Annotated in this window: 20 protein-coding genes; 7 read left to right on the top strand and 13 right to left on the bottom strand. The window is 60.1% G+C overall.

What is annotated here, in order from left to right; translation table 11 throughout:
• Positions 1-25: 25 nt before the first annotated feature.
• The 5 genes from KVQ82_RS03820 to coq7 all read left to right on the top strand — a co-directional run bounded on the left by KVQ82_RS03820 (position 26) and on the right by coq7 (position 4,137).
• On the top strand, positions 26-994 hold the full coding sequence (locus tag KVQ82_RS03820) for a nitronate monooxygenase family protein (protein ID WP_108183970.1): 969 nt from the start codon (positions 26-28) through the stop codon (positions 992-994).
• Between the two features lie 79 nt (positions 995-1,073).
• Complete coding sequence (locus KVQ82_RS03815; RefSeq protein ID WP_198758986.1) at positions 1,074-2,021, top strand: DUF805 domain-containing protein; 948 nt, start codon at positions 1,074-1,076, stop codon at positions 2,019-2,021.
• Between the two features lie 61 nt (positions 2,022-2,082).
• The gene (locus KVQ82_RS03810; protein WP_222018076.1) at positions 2,083-2,871 is read left to right on the top strand and encodes an SDR family oxidoreductase; all 789 of its coding nucleotides are present in this window, start codon (positions 2,083-2,085) and stop codon (positions 2,869-2,871) included.
• An 80-nt stretch (positions 2,872-2,951) separates the two neighbouring features.
• Entirely contained in the window at positions 2,952-3,290 is a 339-nt protein-coding gene (locus tag KVQ82_RS03805) for a histidine triad nucleotide-binding protein (protein ID WP_003228789.1), read from the top strand.
• Positions 3,291-3,489: 199 nt separating this feature from the next.
• The gene (gene coq7 / locus KVQ82_RS03800) at positions 3,490-4,137 is read left to right on the top strand and encodes a 2-polyprenyl-3-methyl-6-methoxy-1,4-benzoquinone monooxygenase (protein ID WP_041070133.1); all 648 of its coding nucleotides are present in this window, start codon (positions 3,490-3,492) and stop codon (positions 4,135-4,137) included.
• Positions 4,138-4,253: 116 nt separating this feature from the next.
• On the opposite strand, the gene speD is transcribed toward coq7, so the two are convergent.
• Both speD and KVQ82_RS03790 read right to left on the bottom strand, forming a co-directional pair.
• On the bottom strand, positions 4,254-5,048 hold the full coding sequence (gene speD, locus KVQ82_RS03795; protein ID WP_027610737.1) for an adenosylmethionine decarboxylase: 795 nt from the start codon (positions 5,046-5,048) through the stop codon (positions 4,254-4,256).
• Positions 5,049-5,285: 237 nt separating this feature from the next.
• The gene (locus tag KVQ82_RS03790; RefSeq protein ID WP_016772921.1) at positions 5,286-5,708 is read right to left on the bottom strand and encodes an OsmC family protein; all 423 of its coding nucleotides are present in this window, start codon (positions 5,706-5,708) and stop codon (positions 5,286-5,288) included.
• Positions 5,709-5,947: 239 nt separating this feature from the next.
• On the opposite strand from KVQ82_RS03790, the gene crp reads away from it, so the two are divergent.
• A complete protein-coding gene (gene crp, locus KVQ82_RS03785; protein WP_007966430.1) occupies positions 5,948-6,592 on the top strand; it encodes a cAMP-activated global transcriptional regulator CRP in 645 nt (214 codons plus the stop codon).
• A 10-nt stretch (positions 6,593-6,602) separates the two neighbouring features.
• On the opposite strand, the gene KVQ82_RS03780 is transcribed toward crp, so the two are convergent.
• The 4 genes from KVQ82_RS03780 to KVQ82_RS03765 all read right to left on the bottom strand — a co-directional run bounded on the left by KVQ82_RS03780 (position 6,603) and on the right by KVQ82_RS03765 (position 9,914).
• Positions 6,603-7,304, bottom strand: coding sequence for a lipoate--protein ligase family protein (locus KVQ82_RS03780; protein ID WP_108183972.1), 702 nt, complete (start codon positions 7,302-7,304; stop codon positions 6,603-6,605).
• Positions 7,305-7,429: 125 nt separating this feature from the next.
• A complete protein-coding gene (trpC, locus tag KVQ82_RS03775) occupies positions 7,430-8,266 on the bottom strand; it encodes an indole-3-glycerol phosphate synthase TrpC (RefSeq protein WP_041070123.1) in 837 nt (278 codons plus the stop codon).
• Positions 8,263-9,312, bottom strand: coding sequence for an anthranilate phosphoribosyltransferase (gene trpD, locus KVQ82_RS03770; RefSeq protein ID WP_047296957.1), 1,050 nt, complete (start codon positions 9,310-9,312; stop codon positions 8,263-8,265). The genes trpC and trpD overlap by 4 nt, the downstream gene beginning before the upstream one ends.
• Positions 9,313-9,320: 8 nt before the next feature.
• On the bottom strand, positions 9,321-9,914 hold the full coding sequence (locus KVQ82_RS03765; RefSeq protein ID WP_041070117.1) for an aminodeoxychorismate/anthranilate synthase component II: 594 nt from the start codon (positions 9,912-9,914) through the stop codon (positions 9,321-9,323).
• A gap of 407 nt (positions 9,915-10,321) precedes the next feature.
• On the opposite strand from KVQ82_RS03765, the gene estP reads away from it, so the two are divergent.
• Positions 10,322-12,232: an esterase EstP gene (estP, locus tag KVQ82_RS03760; RefSeq protein WP_222018074.1), complete on the top strand. Its 1,911-nt coding sequence runs from the start codon at positions 10,322-10,324 to the stop codon at positions 12,230-12,232.
• 216 nt (positions 12,233-12,448) lie between these two features.
• On the opposite strand, the gene trpE is transcribed toward estP, so the two are convergent.
• The 7 genes from trpE to KVQ82_RS03725 form a co-directional block, all read right to left on the bottom strand.
• The gene (trpE, locus tag KVQ82_RS03755) at positions 12,449-13,930 is read right to left on the bottom strand and encodes an anthranilate synthase component I (RefSeq protein ID WP_047596415.1); all 1,482 of its coding nucleotides are present in this window, start codon (positions 13,928-13,930) and stop codon (positions 12,449-12,451) included.
• Between the two features lie 71 nt (positions 13,931-14,001).
• On the bottom strand, positions 14,002-14,820 hold the full coding sequence (locus KVQ82_RS03750) for a phosphoglycolate phosphatase (RefSeq protein WP_047296963.1): 819 nt from the start codon (positions 14,818-14,820) through the stop codon (positions 14,002-14,004).
• Positions 14,817-15,491 carry a ribulose-phosphate 3-epimerase gene (gene rpe / locus KVQ82_RS03745; RefSeq protein WP_003228808.1) on the bottom strand — a complete coding sequence of 225 codons (675 nt, stop codon included), beginning with the start codon at positions 15,489-15,491 and terminating at the stop codon, positions 14,817-14,819. The genes KVQ82_RS03750 and rpe overlap by 4 nt, the downstream gene beginning before the upstream one ends.
• A gap of 80 nt (positions 15,492-15,571) precedes the next feature.
• Entirely contained in the window at positions 15,572-16,720 is a 1,149-nt protein-coding gene (locus KVQ82_RS03740; protein ID WP_222018073.1) for an iron-containing alcohol dehydrogenase, read from the bottom strand.
• Positions 16,721-16,939: 219 nt separating this feature from the next.
• Complete coding sequence (locus KVQ82_RS03735; RefSeq protein ID WP_041070101.1) at positions 16,940-17,764, bottom strand: ABC transporter permease; 825 nt, start codon at positions 17,762-17,764, stop codon at positions 16,940-16,942.
• A 12-nt stretch (positions 17,765-17,776) separates the two neighbouring features.
• Complete coding sequence (locus KVQ82_RS03730) at positions 17,777-19,024, bottom strand: ABC transporter permease (RefSeq protein ID WP_098965898.1); 1,248 nt, start codon at positions 19,022-19,024, stop codon at positions 17,777-17,779.
• A 258-nt stretch (positions 19,025-19,282) separates the two neighbouring features.
• Positions 19,283-20,326, bottom strand: coding sequence for an ABC transporter substrate-binding protein (locus KVQ82_RS03725; protein WP_041070096.1), 1,044 nt, complete (start codon positions 20,324-20,326; stop codon positions 19,283-19,285).
• Positions 20,327-20,335 lie beyond the last annotated feature (9 nt).

Here is a 20,335-nt window from a genome sequence, read left to right as displayed (position 1 = left end):
AGCATCACACCTCGGGGGATTTCCAATGTCGCTGCCCGCTCTGCTCGAACAACGTCTGCGCTTGCCGGTAGTGGCGGCGCCGATGTTCCTGATCTCCAACCCGGAGCTGGTGCTCGCCTGCTGCCGTAACGGTGTGGTCGGCAGCTTCCCGGCGCTCAACCAGCGTGAAAGCAGCGGCTTCAAGGCCTGGCTGGAGCAGATTGAAGCGGGCCTGGCGACACTGGACAACCCGGCGCCGTATGCAGTGAACCTGATCGTGCACAACAGCAATCCGCGCCTGCAGGCGGATCTGAACATCTGCGTCGAGCACAAGGTGCCGATTGTCATCACCAGCCTCGGCGCAGTGAAGGAACTGGTCGATGCCGTGCACAGCTACGGCGGCCTGGTGTTCCACGACGTGACCACGCGTCGGCATGCCGAGAAAGCCGCCGAAGCCGGAGTCGACGGTTTGATCGCGGTTGCGGCGGGTGCCGGTGGCCATGCCGGCACCTGGAGCCCATTTGCGCTGATCGCCGAGATCCGCGAGTTCTTCGATAAAACCCTGCTGCTTGCCGGATGTCTGAACCACGGCCATGAGATTTTGGCTGCACAACTGCTTGGCGCGGATCTGGCCTACTTCGGCACACGATTTATCGGCACTACCGAAAGCCATGCGCCTGACGCCTACAAGGACATGCTGCTGACAGCGAAAGCGGCGGACATCATTCATACGCCTGCGGTCTCTGGCGTACCGGCGAGCTTCATGCGCCAAAGTCTGGAAGCTGCTGGTTTCGACATGGCCGCACTGCAGGGCAAGGGCGAAGTCAATTTTGGCGACAAGCTCAAACCGATCAACGACGAAGCCAAGGCTTGGAAGACCGTGTGGTCGGCCGGCCAGGGCGTTGGCCAGATTGACGACCTGCCGAGCGTGGATCAGTTGATCGCCCGGCTCGACGCGGAATATCGTCAGGCGCTGGAGCATGCGGCGCAGTTGCCGAAGCGTTGGCCACGCTGAGAAAATTCAGGCCAGTCTTCGAGTGACTGGCCTTACACTTGCTGACCTTCAATTCATTCGCGACAAGGATGCCTCGGCCATGAGCGAACCTCGCTACAAGATCGTTTTCGACGGTGCTCTACAGCCCGGTGTCGATCTCACCACCGCCAAGCTCAATCTGGCGGCCCTGTTCAAAAGCGATGTTGCCGCCATCGAGCGCCTGTTCAACGGCAGCACCGTCGCCCTCAAACGCGACCTGACCCACAGCGATGCGCAGACCTACCTGCAAGCACTGAGCAAGACCGGGATCGATGCGCGGATCGAAAGCGAAACGGCGATTGAACTGAGTCTTGCGGACGTACATGAGCAAACGGCGACCTTCAACGAACCCGCATCACCTTATGCGCCCCCTCGGGCCAACGTCGGCGAAAACCTGCCAGCATTCGCCGCCCTCAAGCCCTTCAGTGTCGAAGGCCGGATCGGTCGCCTGCGCTTTTTGGCCTGGACGATGGTGCTGAGCCTGGTGACTCTGCCGATCGTGGCGATATTCGCGTTTATCGGGCTCGGACTGGTCAGCGGCGACTCAACCACCGGCCTGATCATCGGCGGGATACTCGCGTTCTTCCTGTTCCTCGGCTTTATCATTGTCAGCATTCTGTTCAGTGTGCAGCGCCTGCACGACATCGGCTGGTCCGGCTGGCTCTGGCTGCTGAATCTGGTGCCGTTCGTGGGCAGCTTCTTCCCGCTGGTGATCATGGTCGTGCCGGGCAACACCGGGGCCAACCGCTACGGGCCGCCGCCACCGCCCAACAGTACTGCGGTCAAAGTGCTGTGCTCGTTGTGGATCGTGTTCTTCGCCCTGGTATTTGCCGGCGGCATGCTCGGCGGTATTTCGGCCATTCAGCAAGAATATGAAACCAACCTTGAGAGCAGCTATGAAAGCGGCTCGGTCACCACCGATGAAGTCGAGGTCGAAACTGAACCTGCGAATTCCGTGGACGATGCAGCCGAAGCGGCCCCGGCCCCTGTAGACTCTGCGAAAGAATGAACAACGCTCTCCGCCGTGACACCTGCGTCGCTGGCGTGGAGCTGTTGCGATGGAGAATTGCATGACCCGTTACGCTCTGATCACTGGCGCCTCCAGCGGCATCGGCCTGGCCATGGCCGAAGCGCTGGCCCGACGTGGCCGCAGCCTGATTCTGGTGGCTCGCCAGCGTGATCAGCTGGAAAGTATCGCGATCGAACTGACCCAGCGCTTTGGCGTGGAAGTCTTGTTCCGCGCCTGCGATCTGGGCGAGCCATTGCGCTTGTCCGGCTTCCTGCTGGAGCTGGAAGAAGGCGACCGGCAGATCGATCTGCTGGTCAATTGCGCCGGCATCGGCACCTGCGGCCCATTCCTCGCCCAGGACTGGATGACCGAGCAGGACCTGATCGAAGTCAACATCCTCGCCCTCACCCGTCTGTGCCATGCCATCGGCAACAGCATGGCGCTGCAGGGCGGCGGGCAGATCCTCAACGTCGCCTCAGTGGCGGCGTTCAATCCCGGTCCGTGGATGAGCACTTACTACGCCAGCAAGGCTTACGTTCTGCACTTCTCCGAAGCGCTGCGGGTTGAACTGAAACAGAGCGCGGTCAAGGTTTCGGTGCTCTGCCCCGGCCCGACCCGCACCGCATTTTTCCGCACCGCGCAGCTCAACAGCGACAAACTCAAGGACAGCAAACTGCTGATGAGCCCCGAGGAAGTCGCGCTGTACACCGTGCGTGCGCTGGAGAAAAACCGCGCAATCATTATCCCCGGCCGGCGCAACCGCTGGCTGGCGTTCCTGCCGCGCCTCGGCTCGCGCTGGCTCAATCGCACCCTCGTCGGCATGATCAACAAGGCTTACTGCCCGCGCTGAACTGTCCTACGGCAAATCACTGGGCGCGGTCATTTCCCATGAGTACACTCAGGCCAGCCCCCACAACGGAGAAAACAGCAGTGGATACTCTGTTCACCAAGATCATCAACCGGGAAATCCCGGCCAAGATCATTTACGAAGACGACCAGGTTCTGGCGTTCCACGACATCGCCCCTCAGGCACCGGTGCACTTTCTGGTGATCCCGAAGAAACCGGTGCGCACCCTCAACGACCTGACCGAAGACGACAAGGCACTGGCCGGACACATCCTGTTCACCGCCCAGCGTCTGGCGCTGGAACTGGGCTGCGAAGAAGGCTTCCGGGTGGTGATGAACTGCAATGAAAAAGGTGGGCAGACCGTCTATCACATTCATATGCATGTACTCGGTCAGCGCCAGATGAACTGGCCGCCGGGCTGATACCAGCAAACCTGTGCAGGAGCTGCCGAAGGCTGCGATCTGTTGATCTTCGAGTATCAAAAACAAGAACCAAAGATCGCAGCCTTCGGCAGCTCCTAGATAAAGCAAAAAGCCCATCCAGTGTGACTGATGACCCAGCGCAAACCTTCCCCGGCCGATTCGGTTAAACTGGCGGTCGAGATTTTTCCCGGAGGTCAGCATGACTACCCAACGTCACTACTCGCCGATTGACCGTCTACTGCTGCAAGCCGATGCCGCGATGCGTACCCTGCTGCCTTTCAGTGGTCAGCCGTACCGTCCGTCGCCAGCGATTGTGCAGCCGGAAGTGCAGATGAGCGATGAAGACACTCGCCACGTCGCCGGCCTGATGCGCATCAACCACACTGGTGAAGTGTGCGCCCAAGCGCTGTACCAAGGTCAGGCGCTGACCGCCAAGTTACCGCAGGTGCGTGCCGCCATGGAGCATGCCGCCGAAGAGGAAATCGATCATCTGGTGTGGTGCGAACAGCGCATCCATCAGCTGGGCAGCCATACCAGCGTGCTCAATCCGCTGTTCTATGGAATGTCATTCGGCATCGGCGCTGTGGCCGGCCTGATCAGTGACAAGGTCAGTCTCGGTTTCGTCGCGGCCACCGAGCATCAGGTGTGCAAGCACTTGAACGAGCACCTGGAGCAATTGCCGGCAGAAGACGAGAAGTCCCGGGCAATCTTGCAGCAGATGCGCATTGATGAAGAACATCATGCGGAGAGTGCACTGGATGCGGGTGGTTTCCGTTTTCCGGCACCGGTGAAGTTCGGGATGAGTCTGCTGGCGAAGGTGATGACCAAGAGTACCTACAGGATCTGACTTCAGTGTTGTCTGGCAGGGCCCCTTCGCGAGCAAGCTCGCTCCCACAGGGTTCTGTTTCGGCAATAAAAAAGGCGACTACCGCACGGTAGTCGCCTTTTTTGTGCCCGGGAATCTTACGCCGGCATGTTGCGCGCGTAGAAGATTTCCAGCATTTCGTGTTTCACACGCTCGGTCACCTGAGCACGCTGCTCGGAGGACAGGTTGCTGGTGGCGTCGCCGAACAGGTAGTTATCCAGTTCGAAGTTCTTCAGCAGCATTTTGGTGTGGAACAGGTTTTCCTGGTACACGTTCACGTCGGTCATCTGGTACGCGTCGCGAGTGTCTTCGGAAAGGTAGTTCTGGATCGAGTTGATCTCGTGGTCGATGAAGTGCTTGTTGCCTTCAACGTCACGGGTGAAGCCGCGCACACGGTAATCCACAGTCACGATGTCCGAATCGAACTGGTGAATGAGGAAGTTGAGCGCTTTAAGCGGTGAAATGACACCACAGGTCGACACGTCGATGTCCACACGGAACGTCGCAATACCGGCGTCCGGATGGATTTCCGGATAGGTATGCACCGTGATGTGACTCTTGTCGAGGTGGGCAAGGATGATTTCGGGCAATGGACCCGGGGACTCTTCGATCTGGCTGTCAGTCGGGGTCACCGGCTCTTCCGAGATCAGAATCGTGACGCTGGCACCCTGAGGCTCATAGTTCTGACTCGCGATGTTCAGAATGTTGGCACCAATGATTTCGACAACTTCCGTGAGGATCTGCGTCAGACGTTCGGCGTTGTACTCTTGATTGATGTACTCGACGTAAGCCTGCTGGTCTTGCGGGGTTTCCGCGTAGCAGATGTCATAGATGTTGAAGCTCAAGGTCTTTGTCAGGTTATTGAACCCGTGGAGCTTGAGTTTGCTTTTCACCGTTAAAAACTCTCTATGTATGCGGCGCAGCCGCGTGATCAAGCATGCCCGTCAAATGCGAACAACGCACCTGCGTAGGACGGTTAACACCTCTTCGCGATGGCGATTTTGGTTATCTGTTCAGGCGGATGACCCGTCGGCTGACCGATCACTGCCCTGAAAAAAGTGGCGCATTATGCAGACGTCAGCGAGGGATCGCCAGAGTCTGCACTGCTTTTATGATAGTTGAATGTCGGTTCAACCGAGTTCGACGATTTCATAATCGTGAGTGATCGCCACGCCGGCCGCGCCGAGCATGATCGAGGCCGAGCAATATTTCTCGGCAGACAGTTCGATGGCGCGTTTGACCTGGGCTTCTTTCAGGCCCCGGCCCTTGACCACGAAGTGCATGTGGATCTTGGTGAACACCTTCGGGTCTTCGGTCGCGCGCTCGGCGTCGAGGAACGCTTCGCAGCTTTCAACCGCCTGACGCGACTTCTTCAGGATGCTGACCACGTCGAAGTTGCTGCAACCGCCAACGCCCAGCAGGAGCATTTCCATCGGGCGAACACCCAGATTACGACCACCGGCGTCCGGCGGACCGTCCATCACCACGACATGACCGCTACCGGATTCGCCGAGGAACATGGCTTCGCCAGCCCATTGGATGCGTGCCTTCATCGCCAAGACTCCACTGTAGAAAAAAGGGTCGCCAGCTTAGCACAGGCCTTTGCTCTGACAGCGCCCCACGTTCCTGGGAAGGATGCCTATGCTGCGTAGGTAATTTCTCGAATTTTCGACGAAGTGTCTGGTAAGCTGGCGCCAATTCGCTGGCGCCAATTGTCAGCCTGTGTAGCGACCGCCTTCAGCGCCTCATATAAAAATCAAACATCACCGTGCAGTCTTTTCGGGATACAACCATGGTTGCTATTACCCCCACACCCAAAATCAAAAACCTCGACAAACTGTTGATGCATTGCCAACGCCGTCGCCATGCGGCCAAAAGCAACATCATCTGCGCCGGCGATCGTTCGGACACGCTGTACTTCATCATCAAGGGTTCGGTCACGATCCTGATCGAAGATGACGACGGCCGCGAAATGATCATCGCCTACCTCAACGCCGGGGATTTCTTTGGCGAGCTGGGTTTGTTTGAGCAGGCAGGCCAGGAACAGCAACGCAGCGCCTGGGTGCGGGCCAAGGTTGAATGTGAAATCGCCGAAATCAGTTATGTGAAGTTCCGCGAACTGTCACAGCAGGATCCCGACATTCTTTACGTCCTCAGCGGACAAATCGCACAACGTCTGCGCAATACCACGCGCAAGGTCGGCGATCTGGCGTTCTTCGACGTTACCGGTCGTGTTGCCCGTTGCCTGCTGGAGTTGTGCAAACAGCCTGACGCAATGACTCACCCGGACGGCATGCAGATCAAGGTGACCCGTCAAGAAATCGGGCGGATTGTCGGTTGTTCGCGGGAGATGGTCGGTCGCGTGCTCAAGGATCTTGAAGAACGCAACCTGGTCGATGTGAAAGGCAAGACCATGGTGGTCTTCGGCACCCGCTAAGCGCGCCGAATCAGGCGCTGTAGACCTGCGCCAGCATCCGTCGAAACAACTCATCCAGACGCGCCAAAGCATTTGGCGCGACGAACTTCTCATGCAGGGCAATGTGGCTTTCAGCCCGCACTCGCTGCTCCAGACCGCAAGCTTCATTGAAACGATTGACCGCCGCGACCATCGACTCGCGCTCGTTATCGATCAACATTGCCCCGTGCACCAACCCCACCGGACGCTGACCGCCCTGACTCTGGCGCCAGCGCTGAGCAGTGCCGACCATCTTGCGGCCGTCGAGATTGACGTTGAAGCGGCCGTCACAGAACGCACCGTCGATTTCGCCCAACGACGATGTGCCGCCCAACTCATCCAGCAACTCACAGATTGGATCGCACAGACGCCGATAGCCAGTTTCGATGCGATTCAGATCGCCCTCGCTGCGGGGCGGGGCGTAGACCAGTGCGATGTTGATCGTTGAGGAGGACTGCGGGACGGGTTCACCGCCGGTTTCCCGCAGCAATACTGGCCAACCGGCTGCAGCGGAGACTTCGCAGGCGTGATCAAAACCGGGCAGACGATTGAGGCGGCGCGGCATGACCAGGGCGTTATCACTGGGTTGCCAGAACAGCAGACCAAATTCGGCGTCGCCGGCGCAGACGGAAGCGAGCAAGTCTTGTTCGGCTTGCAGGCCGGCCTCGATGGTCAGGAAGATGGGCAGCGACATGGAGGGCTCCGGCAGATCTGGAATCTTTAGGGATTTTGAGGGCCTCTTCGCGAGCAGGCTCGCTCCCACAGGGGAAATGCATTCCAATGTGGGAGCGAGCCTGCTCGCGAATGAGGTCGACTCGGTCAGTCGAGGGTCGAACCACTGACCGGTACGCCGCGTTCCGGGAAGAACAGGCGTTGCAGTTCGGTGCCCGGGCTTTCCGCGCGCATGAACGCTTCGCCCACCAGAAAGGCATACACATCGCTGATTTCCATCAGCTCGACATCGGCACGGTTAAGGATGCCACTCTCGGTAATCACCAGTCGGTCGCGCGGAATGCGCGGCAGCAGGTCGAGGGTGGTTTCCAGGCTGACGTCGAACGTGTGCAGGTTGCGGTTATTGACCCCGACCAGTGGTGTGTCGAGGGTTTTCAGTGCGCGCTCCAGCTCATCGCCGTCGTGCACTTCCACCAGCACATCGAGACCGACACCTTTGGCCACCGAGGCCAGCTCGGCCATTTTTACGTCGTCCAGTGCGGAGACGATCAACAGCACGCAGTCGGCGCCCAGCGCACGGGCTTCGACGATCTGGTACGGATCGATCATGAAGTCCTTGCGGATCACCGGCAATTTGCACGCGGCGCGGGCCTGTTGCAGGTAGATATCAGCGCCCTGGAAGTAGTCGATATCGGTCAGCACCGAAAGACAGGTCGCCCCGCCCTTCTCGTAGCTCTTGGCGATATCGGCAGGCACGAAGTTCTCGCGTATCACGCCTTTGCTCGGCGAAGCCTTCTTGATTTCGGCGATCACCGCCGGTTGCTTCTTCTTGGCCTGCGCCAGCAATGCCTGGGCAAAACCACGGGGTGCATCGGCCGCCTTGGCCAGACTTTCCAGCTCGCTCAGGCTGACGCGAGCGCTGCGCTCGGCGACTTCCTGGACTTTGCGCGCCAGAATGTTTTCCAGAACCGTCGGTACACTCATCCCTCATTCTCCACTTTGAATACCGCGGTAAAGGCACCCAACTCCTCGAGTTTTTCCCGAGCGAGACCGGTGTGCAGGGCGTCGTGCGCGAGCGCCACGCCTTCTTTGAGACTGGTCGCCAGGTCGGCGGCATACAGCGCCGCACCGGCATTGAGCACGATCATTTCAGCAGCTTTCTGGCCACTTTCGGTTTTGCGTTTGCCCAACGCATCACGGATCAACGCCAGCGATGCTTCCGGACCTTCGACCGACAGACCGTGCAGGCTCTGGCTCTTCATGCCGAGATCTTCCGGCTCGACCCAATATTCAGTGATCTCGTTGTTCTTCAGCTCTGCGACGAAGGTCGGCGCGGCGAGACTGAACTCGTCCAGACCGTCCTTCGAATGCACTACCAGCACATGTTTGCTGCCCAGGCGCTGCAAGACTTCGGCCAATGGCCGGCACAACGCGGGCGTAAACACGCCCACCACCTGATGTTTCACACCGGCCGGATTCGTAAGCGGGCCGAGCATGTTGAACAGCGTACGCAAGCCAAGATCACGGCGTGGGCCGGCGGCGTACTTCATGGCTTTGTGGTGAGTCTGGGCAAACATGAAACCGATGCCGACGTTGTCGATGCAACGGGCAACCTGCACCGGGGTCAGGTTCAGGTAGATACCGGCGGCCTCCAGCAAGTCGGCGCTGCCGCTCTTGCCCGACACCGCACGGTTGCCGTGCTTGGCCACGGTGCAACCGGCTGCCGCGACAACGAACGCCGAAGCAGTCGACACGTTGAAGATGTTCGCACCGTCACCGCCGGTGCCGACTACATCGACCACGCCGTCGAGGGTCTTGAGTTCGACCTGGTCGGCCAGCTCACGCATCACCGACACGGCACCGACGATTTCGTCGATGCTCTCGCTCTTCATGCGCATGGCCATCATGAACGCGCCGATCTGTGCGTCGGTGCATTGCCCGGTCATGATTTCGCGCATCACGTCGCGCATTTCTTCGGTGCTGAGGTCGAGGTGTTCGACGATACGGCTCAGGGCTGTCTTGATATTCATGGGAGTCCTTAGCGCGTGCCGCCGGTTTGTTTGAGGAAGTTGGCAAACAGTTCATGACCCTGCTCGGTGAGGATCGACTCGGGGTGGAACTGTACGCCCTCAATGTTCAGGGTCTTGTGCCGCAGGCCCATGATTTCGTCGACTGAACCATCATCGTGCTGCGTCCACGCGGTCAGCTCAAGGCACTCGGGCAAAGTATCGTGCTTGACGATCAGCGAGTGGTAGCGGGTAACCGTGAGCGGATGATTCAGACCGGCGAAAACGCCCTTGTCCTCATGGAATACCGGGCTAGTCTTACCGTGCATCACCTGACGGGCACGCACCACATCGCCGCCGAACGCCTGGCCAATCGATTGATGACCGAGGCAGACGCCGAGGATTGGCAGTTTGCCGGCGAAGTATTTGATGGCTTCGATGGAGATGCCGGCTTCGGTCGGCGTGCACGGACCTGGCGAGACCACGATGCGCTCGGGGTTGAGCGCTTCGATTTCGGCGACGGTCAGTTCGTCGTTGCGCACCACTTTGACCTCGGCACCCAGCTCGCCGAGGTATTGCACAACGTTGTAAGTAAAGGAGTCGTAGTTGTCGATCATCAGCAACATGGCGTTTCGAACCTCTTGAATTCTGACTTGAAGACAGCCTTCAGATGACTTGCCCGCAGGGCGCTGCACGATGTCGGACGCACAGAGCGCGTCGGCACAGCGGCATTTCAAACGGGTAAGGAAGGCAAAGCGATACAGATCCGGCCGGGCCGGCAGAAAGGATTCAGGCGCGCCAACGCCAACGGGCGTGTGCCTTGATGACTTGATCCAGAAGTTTGCTGACGATCAACACGGGGAAGGTCTCGTTCATACGTTCCGGCACAGTAACTTAGCTGGGCAGAGCGTGCAATATGGCGGGGCTGACGGGGGACAAAACTATGGGAGGCTTCGCGACCGATGGCAAAATGCCGGGAGTTTTTGGTACTGTCGTTTCGTTCACCTACAACAATAAATAAACGGACTTGCTCATGATCAAACAGACGTTGTTTGTACCGCTCGCCGGTTGCCTGCTCGCCATGGCTTGCGCCCAGGCCTACGCAGCACCCGCGCCCTATTCCAACTTCATCGTGTTCGGCGACAGCCTGAACGATGCCGGGACCTTCAAGGACAGCGGCGGCCCGGCCGGCGCCACGCAGCGCTACACCAACCGCACCGGCCCGTTGTACAAGGATGGCACCGGGGAAAACCGCGACCTCAACGCCACCCAGATCATCGGTGGCAAACTGGGTTTCAGCCCCGATCAGACCGCCTCCTCGTCCTCGGCCGTGCGCGCCGGTGAAGGTCTGGCCGATGGCAACAACTGGGCGGTGGGTGGTTACCGTACCGACCAGATCCTCGACTCGATCACCACCCAGTCCGCCACCGGTGAACGCACGCGCAGCGGTTATCTGCCGTCGAATGGCTTCCGCGCTGATCCGAACGCGCTGTATTACCTGTCCGGGGGCGGCAACGACTTCCTTCAGGGCCGCGTGCTCAGCCTCGATCAGGCCAGCTCGGCGGCTGACCGACTGGCCGACAGCGTGCGCACGCTGCAAGGTGCCGGCGCCAAATACATCATGGTCTGGCTGTTGCCAGACATCGGCCTGACCCCGGCGATCAACGGCTCGCCGCTGCAGAGCTTCACCTCGCAGCTCAGCGCCCAATTCAACACCGAACTGGTCAGCCAGTTGCAGGGCATCAACGCCGAAATCATTCCACTGAACATTCCGGTGCTGCTCAAAGAAGCGTTCGCCAACCCGGCGCAGTTCGGCCTCGCGACCGACCAGAACCTGACGGCCACCTGCTTCAGCGGCAACAGTTGCACCGAGAACGCCCGATACGGCATCAACAGCGCTACACCGGATCCGACCAAGCTGATCTACAACGACTCGGTGCACCCGACCGAAGCTGGCCAGCGCCTGATTGCCGACTACGCCTACTCGCTGCTGGCCGCCCCGTGGGAACTGACCCTGCTGCCGGAAATGGCCCAAGGTTCGTTACGCGCGCATCAGGATGAACTGCGCAACCAATGGCTGGCCGACTGGGAAAACTGGCAGGCCGTGGGCCAATGGCGGGCGATTGTCGCCGGTGGCGGACAGCATCAGGACTTCGACGGCCAGCACAGCGCCGCCAGTGCCGACGGCAACGGCTACAACCTGAACATCGGCGGCAGCTATCGCGTCAACGACGCCTGGCGTGTCGGATTGGCCGCCGGTTTCTATAACCAGAAACTCGAGGCCGGCGACGCCGATTCGGAATACAAACTCAACTCCTACATGGGCACCGCGTTCGCCCAGTATCAACAAAACCGCTGGTGGGGCGATCTGGCGATGACCGCCGGCAAGCTCGACTACGACAGCCTCAAACGTAAATTCCAGCTTGGGGTCAACGAGCGCGGAGAGAAAGGCGATACCGACGGTTACGTGCTGGCGATCAGCGGCCGCCTCGGCTACGACATCGCGCAGCAGGCCAGCAGCCCGTGGCACCTGTCGCCGTTCGTCAGCGCCGACTTTGGCAAGACCGAAGTCGATGGCTACTCGGAAAAAGGCGCTGACTCCACGGCGCTGACTTTTGACGACCAGTCGCGCAACTCGCGGCGTCTGGGCGTGGGTATCCAGGGCAAGTACCAGATCACCGCGCAGACTGAAGTGTTCGGCGAGTTCGCTCACGAACGTGAGTACAACGACGATCGCCAGGATCTGACCATCAACCTCAACAGCTTGCCGGGCAACCGTTTCACGCTCGAAGGCTACGAGCCGCAGACCAACCTCAATCGCCTGAACCTGGGCGTGAGCCATAAGCTCACGCAGGATTTGGCGTTGCGCGCCAGCTACAACGTGCGCAAGGATGATGACTTTACCCAGCAAGGGGTGAACGTCGGGGTCAGTCTCGACTTCTGAGGCGGAAAAGCAAAAGATCGCAGGCTGCGCCAGCTCCTACAGGGGGTTGGCAGGTACAAAAAACGCGGCCCCCTTACGGGTGTCGCGTTTTTTATGCCTGACCATAAAGCCCATGTGGGAGCGAGCCTGCTCGCGAAGGGGGGCATCAGCCAACATCTATAGCGACTGGCACGCCCACTTCGCGAGCAGGCTCGCTCCCACAGGAGACAATGTGGATCAGGCGTCCGGAGTCTGCTCGGCCAGGGCCACGGCACGGAACATCGCGCGGCGCTTGTTCAGGGTTTCTTCCCATTCCAGCGCCGGCACCGAGTCGGCCACGATGCCGCCACCGGCCTGCACGTGCAGTTCGCCGTTCTTGATCACCGCGGTACGAATCGCAATCGCGGTGTCCATGTTGCCGTTCCAGGCGAAGTAACCGACCGCACCGCCATACACGCCACGCTTGACCGGCTCCAGTTCGTCGATGATTTCCATCGCACGGATCTTCGGTGCGCCAGACAAGGTGCCCGCCGGCAGAATCGCCCGCAGCGCGTCCATCGCGGTCAGCCCGGCCTTCAACTGGCCGGTGACGTTGGAGACGATGTGCATGACGTTGGAATAACGCTCGATGACCATTTTCTCGGTGAGCTTCACCGAACCGATTTCCGAAACACGGCCCGTGTCGTTACGACCCAGGTCAATCAGCATCAAATGCTCGGCGATCTCTTTGTCATCCGACAGCAGGTCTTCTTCCAGCGCCAGATCCGCTTCTTCGGTGGCGCCACGCGGGCGGGTGCCGGCAATCGGGCGCACGGTGATCAGGTTGTCTTCGACCCGCACCAGCACTTCCGGCGAACTGCCGACGACGTGGAAGTCGCCGAAGTTGAAGAAGTACATATACGGCGTCGGGTTGAAGCAACGCAGGGCGCGGTACAGATCGATCGGCGCGGCCTTGAAGTCGATCGACATGCGCTGCGACGGCACCACTTGCATGCAGTCGCCTGCGAGGATGTATTCCTTGATGGTGTCGACGGCTTTTTCGTAGTCGCTCTGGGTGAAACTGGAGCGGAACAGCGGATCCGCCGCTTGTTGCTTGCTGAAGTCCAGGCCACGGCGCGGGGTGATCGGCTGGCGCAGTTTCTCCAGCAGTGCCTGCAATTGCGCCTGCCCCTGCTCGTAAGCATCGGCTTGCGCCGGATCGGCGAGGACAATCGCGTGCATCTTGCCGGCGAGGTTGTCGAACACCACCACCGCATCGGACACCATCAGCAGAATGTCCGGCACGCCCAGCGGATCCGGGTTCGGGCATTTGCCTAGTCGCTTTTCCACGTAGCGCACACAGTCGTAACCGAAGTATCCGACCAGCCCACCGTTGAAACGCGGCAGACCGGCGATGGTCGGCACGTTGTAGCGGGCCTTGAAGGTTTCGACGAAGGCCAGCGGGTCTTCGACGTCATGGCTTTCGGTCTCGACGCCATCGACAGTGATGCTCACGTGATGGTCGTGAACCCGCAGTACGGTGCGGCACGGCAGTCCGATGATCGAGTAACGGCCCCATTTTTCGCCACCCTGCACCGATTCGAGCAGGTAGGAGTTTGGCTGGTCGGCCAGTTTCAGGTAGATCGACAGCGGGGTGTCGAAGTCGGCCAGGGTTTCGCAGGCCAACGGAATACGGTTGTAGCCATCAGCGGCCAGGCGCAGGAATTCTTCGCGGATCATGGGGTGCCTCGTGGTGTGAGGGGCAAATCAGTCAGGTGTGCAAACGCGCCGGCAAGCCGGCCAGGAACCAGTCAGGCGCGCCAACGCCAGCGAGCCAGGGCCTTGATGACTTTCATCCAGAGTTTGCGGGTGACCACCACGATGGCGTTTCCAGAATGGGATTGAGAAGCGTCGGGCAACGTTATCTCAGCGGCTGTACCGAGGCAACCGGGAATTAGCTTGCGCAGATCGTCGATTACCAGTGCCGGGGATTCCTCGGCAATCGGTCGACCGTGGTTGTAGCCGTAGCTCAGCGCCACGCACTTGACCCCCGCCGCTTTCGCCGCCAGCACATCGCTGCGCGAGTCGCCGACGAACAGCGATTGTGAGGCCGGGATGTTGGCCATTTTCATCACGAAGAACAGCGCGGCCGGATCAGGCTTCTTCTGCGGCAAGGTATCGCCGCCGATGATCCATTTGAAGTAACGGCCGATCTTCATCTGATCCAGCAGCGGCGCGACAAAACGCTCCGGCTTGTTGGTGATCAGCGCCATGGCCACACCCTGCTTGTGCAGCCACTTGAGGGTGTCGCGCACGCCGGGATAGACCACGGTCAACTCGTGGCTCGCGCCATAGGCTTCCATGAAGACTTCCAGCGCGTGCTCGGCCTCGACGTCATCCACCGCCGAATGATCGATGCCACCGGCCAGCGCCCGGCGCACCAGCACCGGTGCGCCATTGCCGACCCACTCGCGTACCGCCTCGATACCGGCAGGCTTGCGGCCGAGGGAGAGCAGCATGGTGTCCACCGCCGCCGCCAGGTCGGGAACCGAGTCGATCAGCGTGCCATCCAGATCGAACATCACCAACCGTGGCAGTTGCCCCGGGAACAGCTGCTCAAAACCGCTCATGGGCGGGCCAGCGCCAGTTCGGAACGCATCTTGTCGATGACTTCCTGATAGTTCGGCGCATTGAAGATCGCCGAGCCGGCCACAAAGGTGTCAGCGCCAGCGGCCGCGATTTCGCGGATGTTGTTGACGTTGACGCCGCCATCGATTTCCAGACGGATATCACGCCCCGAGGCATCGATGATCGCCCGCGCTTCGCGCAGTTTGTCGAGGGTGCCGGGGATGAACTTCTGCCCGCCAAAGCCCGGGTTGACGCTCATCAGCAGCACCATGTCGACCTTGTCGATCACGTACTTGAGCACATCCAGCGGGGTCGCCGGGTTGAACACCAGGCCAGATTTGCAGCCGCCTTCACGGATCAGTTGCAGCGAACGATCGACGTGCAGCGTGGCTTCCGGGTGGAAGGTGATGTAGGTGGCCCCGGCCTCGATGAAGTCGCCAACGATGCGATCCACCGGGCTGACCATCAGGTGCGCGTCGATCGGCGCGGTGATGCCGTACTTGCGCAATGCCGCGCAAACCATCGGGCCGATGGTCAGGTTCGGCACGTAGTGGTTGTCCATGACATCGAAGTGGACGAAGTCGGCACCGGCGGCCAGAACGTTGTCCACTTCTTCGCCGAGGCGGGCGAAGTCGGCGGAGAGAATCGACGGAGCAATTACGAAGGGCTGCATGACGCACCTTTTCTGAGCTAAATCACGATGGCGCGCATTGTATACCTCAAGTTTCCGTGCGCGCACCGTGACCGCGATGATCAGTACGCCGCTCGGTAGATCTTCTCGATATCAGCAGCGCTGAGCCTGCGCGGGTTGTTGCGCATCAAACGCTCGATTCCCGCGGCCTCCACGGCCATGGCCGGGATCGCCTCTTGCGGGACGCCAAAACTGCGCAACCCGGCAGGAATTTCCACTGACGCGCACAACTCGGTCATCGCCTGCACGGCTTTGTCCGCCGCCTCGGTCGCGCTCAAATGAGCGGTCTTCACCCCCATGGCTTCGGCGATATCCTGCATGCGCTCGACGCAGGCCATCTTGTTCCAGGTCATGACATACGGCAGCAGCAAGGCGTTACTGACGCCGTGGGCGATGTTGAAACGCCCGCCCAGCGGATACGCCAACGCATGCACCGCGCCGACCCCGGCATTGCCGAACGCCATGCCGGCCATCAGGCTGGCGGTGGCCATGTCTTCCCGGGCCTGCAGATTGCTGCCATTGGCATAGGCCTTGGGCAGGGCTTTGGCAATCAACTTGATAGCGCCGATAGCCAATGAGTCGGTAATGGGCGAGGCATTGACCGACAGATAGGATTCGATCGCATGCACCAGCGCATCGACGCCACTGGCGGCGGTGACGCTGCGCGGGCAGGTCAAAGTCATCTGCGGACTGACCAGCGCCACATCCGGCAACAGGTAGTCGCTGACGATGCCTTTCTTCAGTTGCGCGACCTTGTCCGAGAGAATGGCGACGTTGGTCACTTCCGAGCCGGTGCCGGCGGTGGTCGGGATGGCGATCAGCGGCGGGCCTTTGCGCGGCACCTGATCGACACCGAACAGGTCTTCCAGCGCGCCGTGGTATCCGGCATACGCCGCCACGCTTTTGGCGATGTCGATTGCACTGCCGCCACCGAGGCCGATCAAACCGTCATGCCCGCCCTCGCGGTACACGCGCATGCAATCTTCGACGATGGCGATTTCCGGGTCCGGCAGCACCCGATCAAAAATCTCGTACTCGCGCCCGCCCAATTGGCACAGCGCCAGCTCCACAGTGCCGGACTTGACCAGCGCGGCGTCGGTGACAATCAGCGGGTTGTCGATATCCAGCCGCGTGAGTTCCGCCGCCAGTTGCTCGATGGCCCCGGCGCCGGTGATCAGTTTGTGAGCGATTTTGAACTGGGACAGACTCATTGTGCGCAGCCTCTTATAGATGTGGGAGCTGAGCACAAGCGTAGCTGGGGAAACCGGGTTGTCTGCCATTCACCCCATGAATGACAACCACACATAGATTTTCTGTACGCACGAACATTCCTATGTAGAAGCTGCCGAAGGCTGCAATCTTTTGATTTTGATCTTAAAAAGCCAGATCAAAAGATCGCAGCCTTCGGCAGCTCCTACAGGGGATCAGCGTCAGACCTGGGCGGTACGCAGTTTCTCGCTACGGCCACGCAACCATTCAAGGGTCAGCAACAGGATGACGGAGAAGGCGATCAGCAGTGTTGCCGCCGCCGCAATCGTCGGGCTGAGGTTCTCGCGAATCCCACTGAACATCTGCCGGGGCAGCGTCGCTTGCTCGGGGCCGGCGAGGAACAGCGTCACCACCACTTCATCGAACGAAGTGGCAAAGGCAAACAGCGCCCCGGAAATCACCCCCGGCGCAATTAACGGCAGAGTCACCCGACGGAACGTGGTCAATGGCGAAGCCCCTAGGCTCGCCGCCGCCCGCACCAGATTGTGGTTGAAACCCTGCAACGTTGCCGACACGGTGATGATCACAAACGGCACGCCGAGCACCGCGTGCACCACGATCAGCGAGAAGAAGCTGTTACCCAGCCCCAGCGGCGCGAAGAACAGGTAACTCGCCACACCAATGATCACCACCGGCACCACCATCGGCGAAATCACCAGCGCCATCACCAGCGCCTTGCCGGGGAAATCGCCGCGGGTCAGGCCAATCGCGGCCAGTGTGCCGAAAACCATCGCCAGCACGGTCGCGGCGGGAGCGACGATGATGCTGTTCTTCAACGAACGCATCCATTCCGCCGAGGCGAAGAAGTCCTGATACCAGTGCAGCGAGAAACCTTGCAGCGGATACACCAGGAAACTGCCCGAGTTGAACGACAGCGGCACGATGACCAGCACCGGCAGAATCAGGAACAGCAGGATCAGGCCGCAGAGGATCCGCAAGCTGTAGAACCACACCCGTTCAATGGGCGACATATAAGGACTCAGCATTTCAAATTCCCCTTAGCTCAGGCGCAGGCGACTGGCGCCCACCAGCCAGCTGTAGATCAGATAAAGCACCACGGTCGCCAGCAGCAACAAGCCGCCCAGCGCAGTGGCCATGCCCCAGTTGATGCTGGTGTTGGTGTAAAACGCGACGAAGTAGCTGACCATCTGATCGTTCGGACTGCCGAGCAGCGCCGGGGTGATGTAGTAGCCGATGGCGAGGATGAACACCAACAGACACCCGGCACCGACACCGGCATAGGTCTGCGGGAAATACACCCGCCAGAAACTGGCGAACGGATGGCAGCCCAGCGAAATCGCAGCACGCATGTAGGTTGGCGAGATGCCTTTCATCACGCTGTAGATCGGCAGGATCATGAACGGCAGCAGAATGTGCACCATCGAGATGTAGACCCCGGTGCGGTTGAACACCAGCTCCAGCGGTTTATCGATGATGCCCATGGCCATCAGCGCGCTGTTGATCAGCCCGCCCGACTGCAGCAACACGATCCACGCCGCAACCCGCACCAGAATCGAGGTCCAGAACGGCAGCAACACCAGAATCATCAGCAGGTTGCTCTGCCGCGATGGCAAATTGGCCAGCAGGTAAGCCAATGGATATGCGAGGAACAGGCAGATCACGGTGATGATCAGGCCCATCCAGAACGTCCGGGCGAAGATGTCGAGGTAGATCGCCTGATCCGGGGTGGCCGGGGCCAGTTCGCCGAGATCATCGATACGGTGATCGACCGCCGCCAGCAGGTAATACGGGGTGATGCTGCTGGTGTTGCGTTTGACCGCTTGCCAATAGGCCGGATCGCCCCAGCGCTCGTCGAGCGCTTCGAGGGCTTCTTTATAGGAGGCCGGTTCGCTGGCGAAAGGCAGCGCCCGGGCGGTTTTGGTCAGCAGGCTGCGATAGCCGGCCAACTCCATGTTCAAGCGCTTGGACAGATCGCCCAGCGTCTGGTTCTTGCGGGCTTCGGCGAGGTCTTCGCCAGCCGCTTTGTAGACTGGCTCAGCAGGCAGGCCGCGGCCGTCCCAACTGGCGATGGCCGCCACGGTGCGCGGCATGCCGCCGACCACTTCCGGGTTACCGACGCTTTTATAGAGCAGCGCCACGATCGGCACCAGGAACACCAGCAACAGAAACAGCACCAGCGGCGCAATCAACGCCTGGGCCTTCCAGCGGTTGACCCGCTCGGCGCGCTTGAGCTTCTGCTTCAAGGTGGGGCTGGCGCCCTCGTTCAGGGGAACGGCGATGGCCATGACGTACTCCGCAAATCTTTGATCGTTACAGAGGTGGCGAACCACCTCTGTTGTGTTGAAACACCAAAACTCTCAGATGAGTTTTTGTGGCGAGGGGATTTATCCCCGATCGGCTGCGCAGCAGTCGTAAAACCTGAGAATCCGGTTTATCTGACACACCGAGCGGGTATGGCTTCGGGGGCTGCTTCGCAACCCATCGGGGATGAATCCCCTCACCACACAAGCTCCTTCGCCACAAAGTCTTCCTTCAGGTTGTGGTTACTTCGCAGCCCAGGAGTTGAAGCGCTGCTCCAGTTGCTCGCCGTTGTCAGCCCAGAAGCTGACGTCGATCTGCACCTGGTTGGCGATGTTTTCCGGAGTGGTCGGCATGTCTTTCAGCACGTCCTTGCTCAGCAGTGGGACTGCCTGAGTGTTGGCCGGGCCGTAAGCGATGTTTTCCGAGTAGGTCTTCTGCTGTTGCGGCTGGACCGAATAGGCGATGAATTTCTTCGCTGCATCGGCGCGGGTCTTGTCCAGACCTTTCGGGATCGCCCAGGCGTCGAAGTCGTAGATGCCGCCGTTCCACACCACTTTCAGGTTGGATTCTTTCTGCACGGCGGCGATGCGACCGTTGTAGGCCGAGCTCATCACCACGTCACCGGAAGCGAGGTACTGCGGTGGCTGGGCGCCGGCTTCCCACCACTGAATGTTCGGTTTCAGCTCATCCAGTTTCTTGAACGCACGATCCTGACCACCCTTGCTCGCCAGTTCTTTGTAGACGTCTTTCGGCGCCACACCGTCGGCCATCAGCGCGAATTCCAGAGTGTACTTGGCGCCTTTGCGCAGGCCGCGTTTGCCCGGGAATTTCTTGGTGTCCCAGAAATCGGCCCAGCTGGTTGGCGCGGTTTTCAGCTTGTCAGCGTTGTACGCGAGCACGGTCGACCAGACGAAGAAGCCCACGCCGCAAGGCTGAATCGCGCCTTTGACGTAATCTTCGGTTTTGCCGAACAGCGCCGGGTCGAGTTGTTCGAACATGTCTTCGTCGCAACCACGGGACAGCTCCGGCGATTCAACTTCCACCAGATCCCACGACACACTCTTGGTATCGACCATGGCTTTGACCTTGGCCATTTCGCCGTTGTACTCGCCGGCAACGATCTTGCCGTTGCCCGCTGCTTCCCACGGTGCGTAGAAGGCTTTGACTTGCGCCGCCTTGTTCGCCCCGCCAAACGACACCACAGTCAAATCGGGACCGGCGGCCATCGCGCTGGCCGCACCCATCAGGCCCAGGGTCAGGGCGGTGAACTTCAGGGATCTCAACATTTATTGTTC

This window comes from Pseudomonas sp. AO-1 (assembly GCF_019775695.1).
In the GTDB taxonomy this organism is placed as follows: Bacteria; Pseudomonadota; Gammaproteobacteria; order Pseudomonadales; family Pseudomonadaceae; genus Aquipseudomonas; species Aquipseudomonas parakoreensis.
The sequence above is the reverse complement of the archived record's forward strand: the minus strand, read 5'-3'. Positions and strand labels throughout refer to the sequence as shown.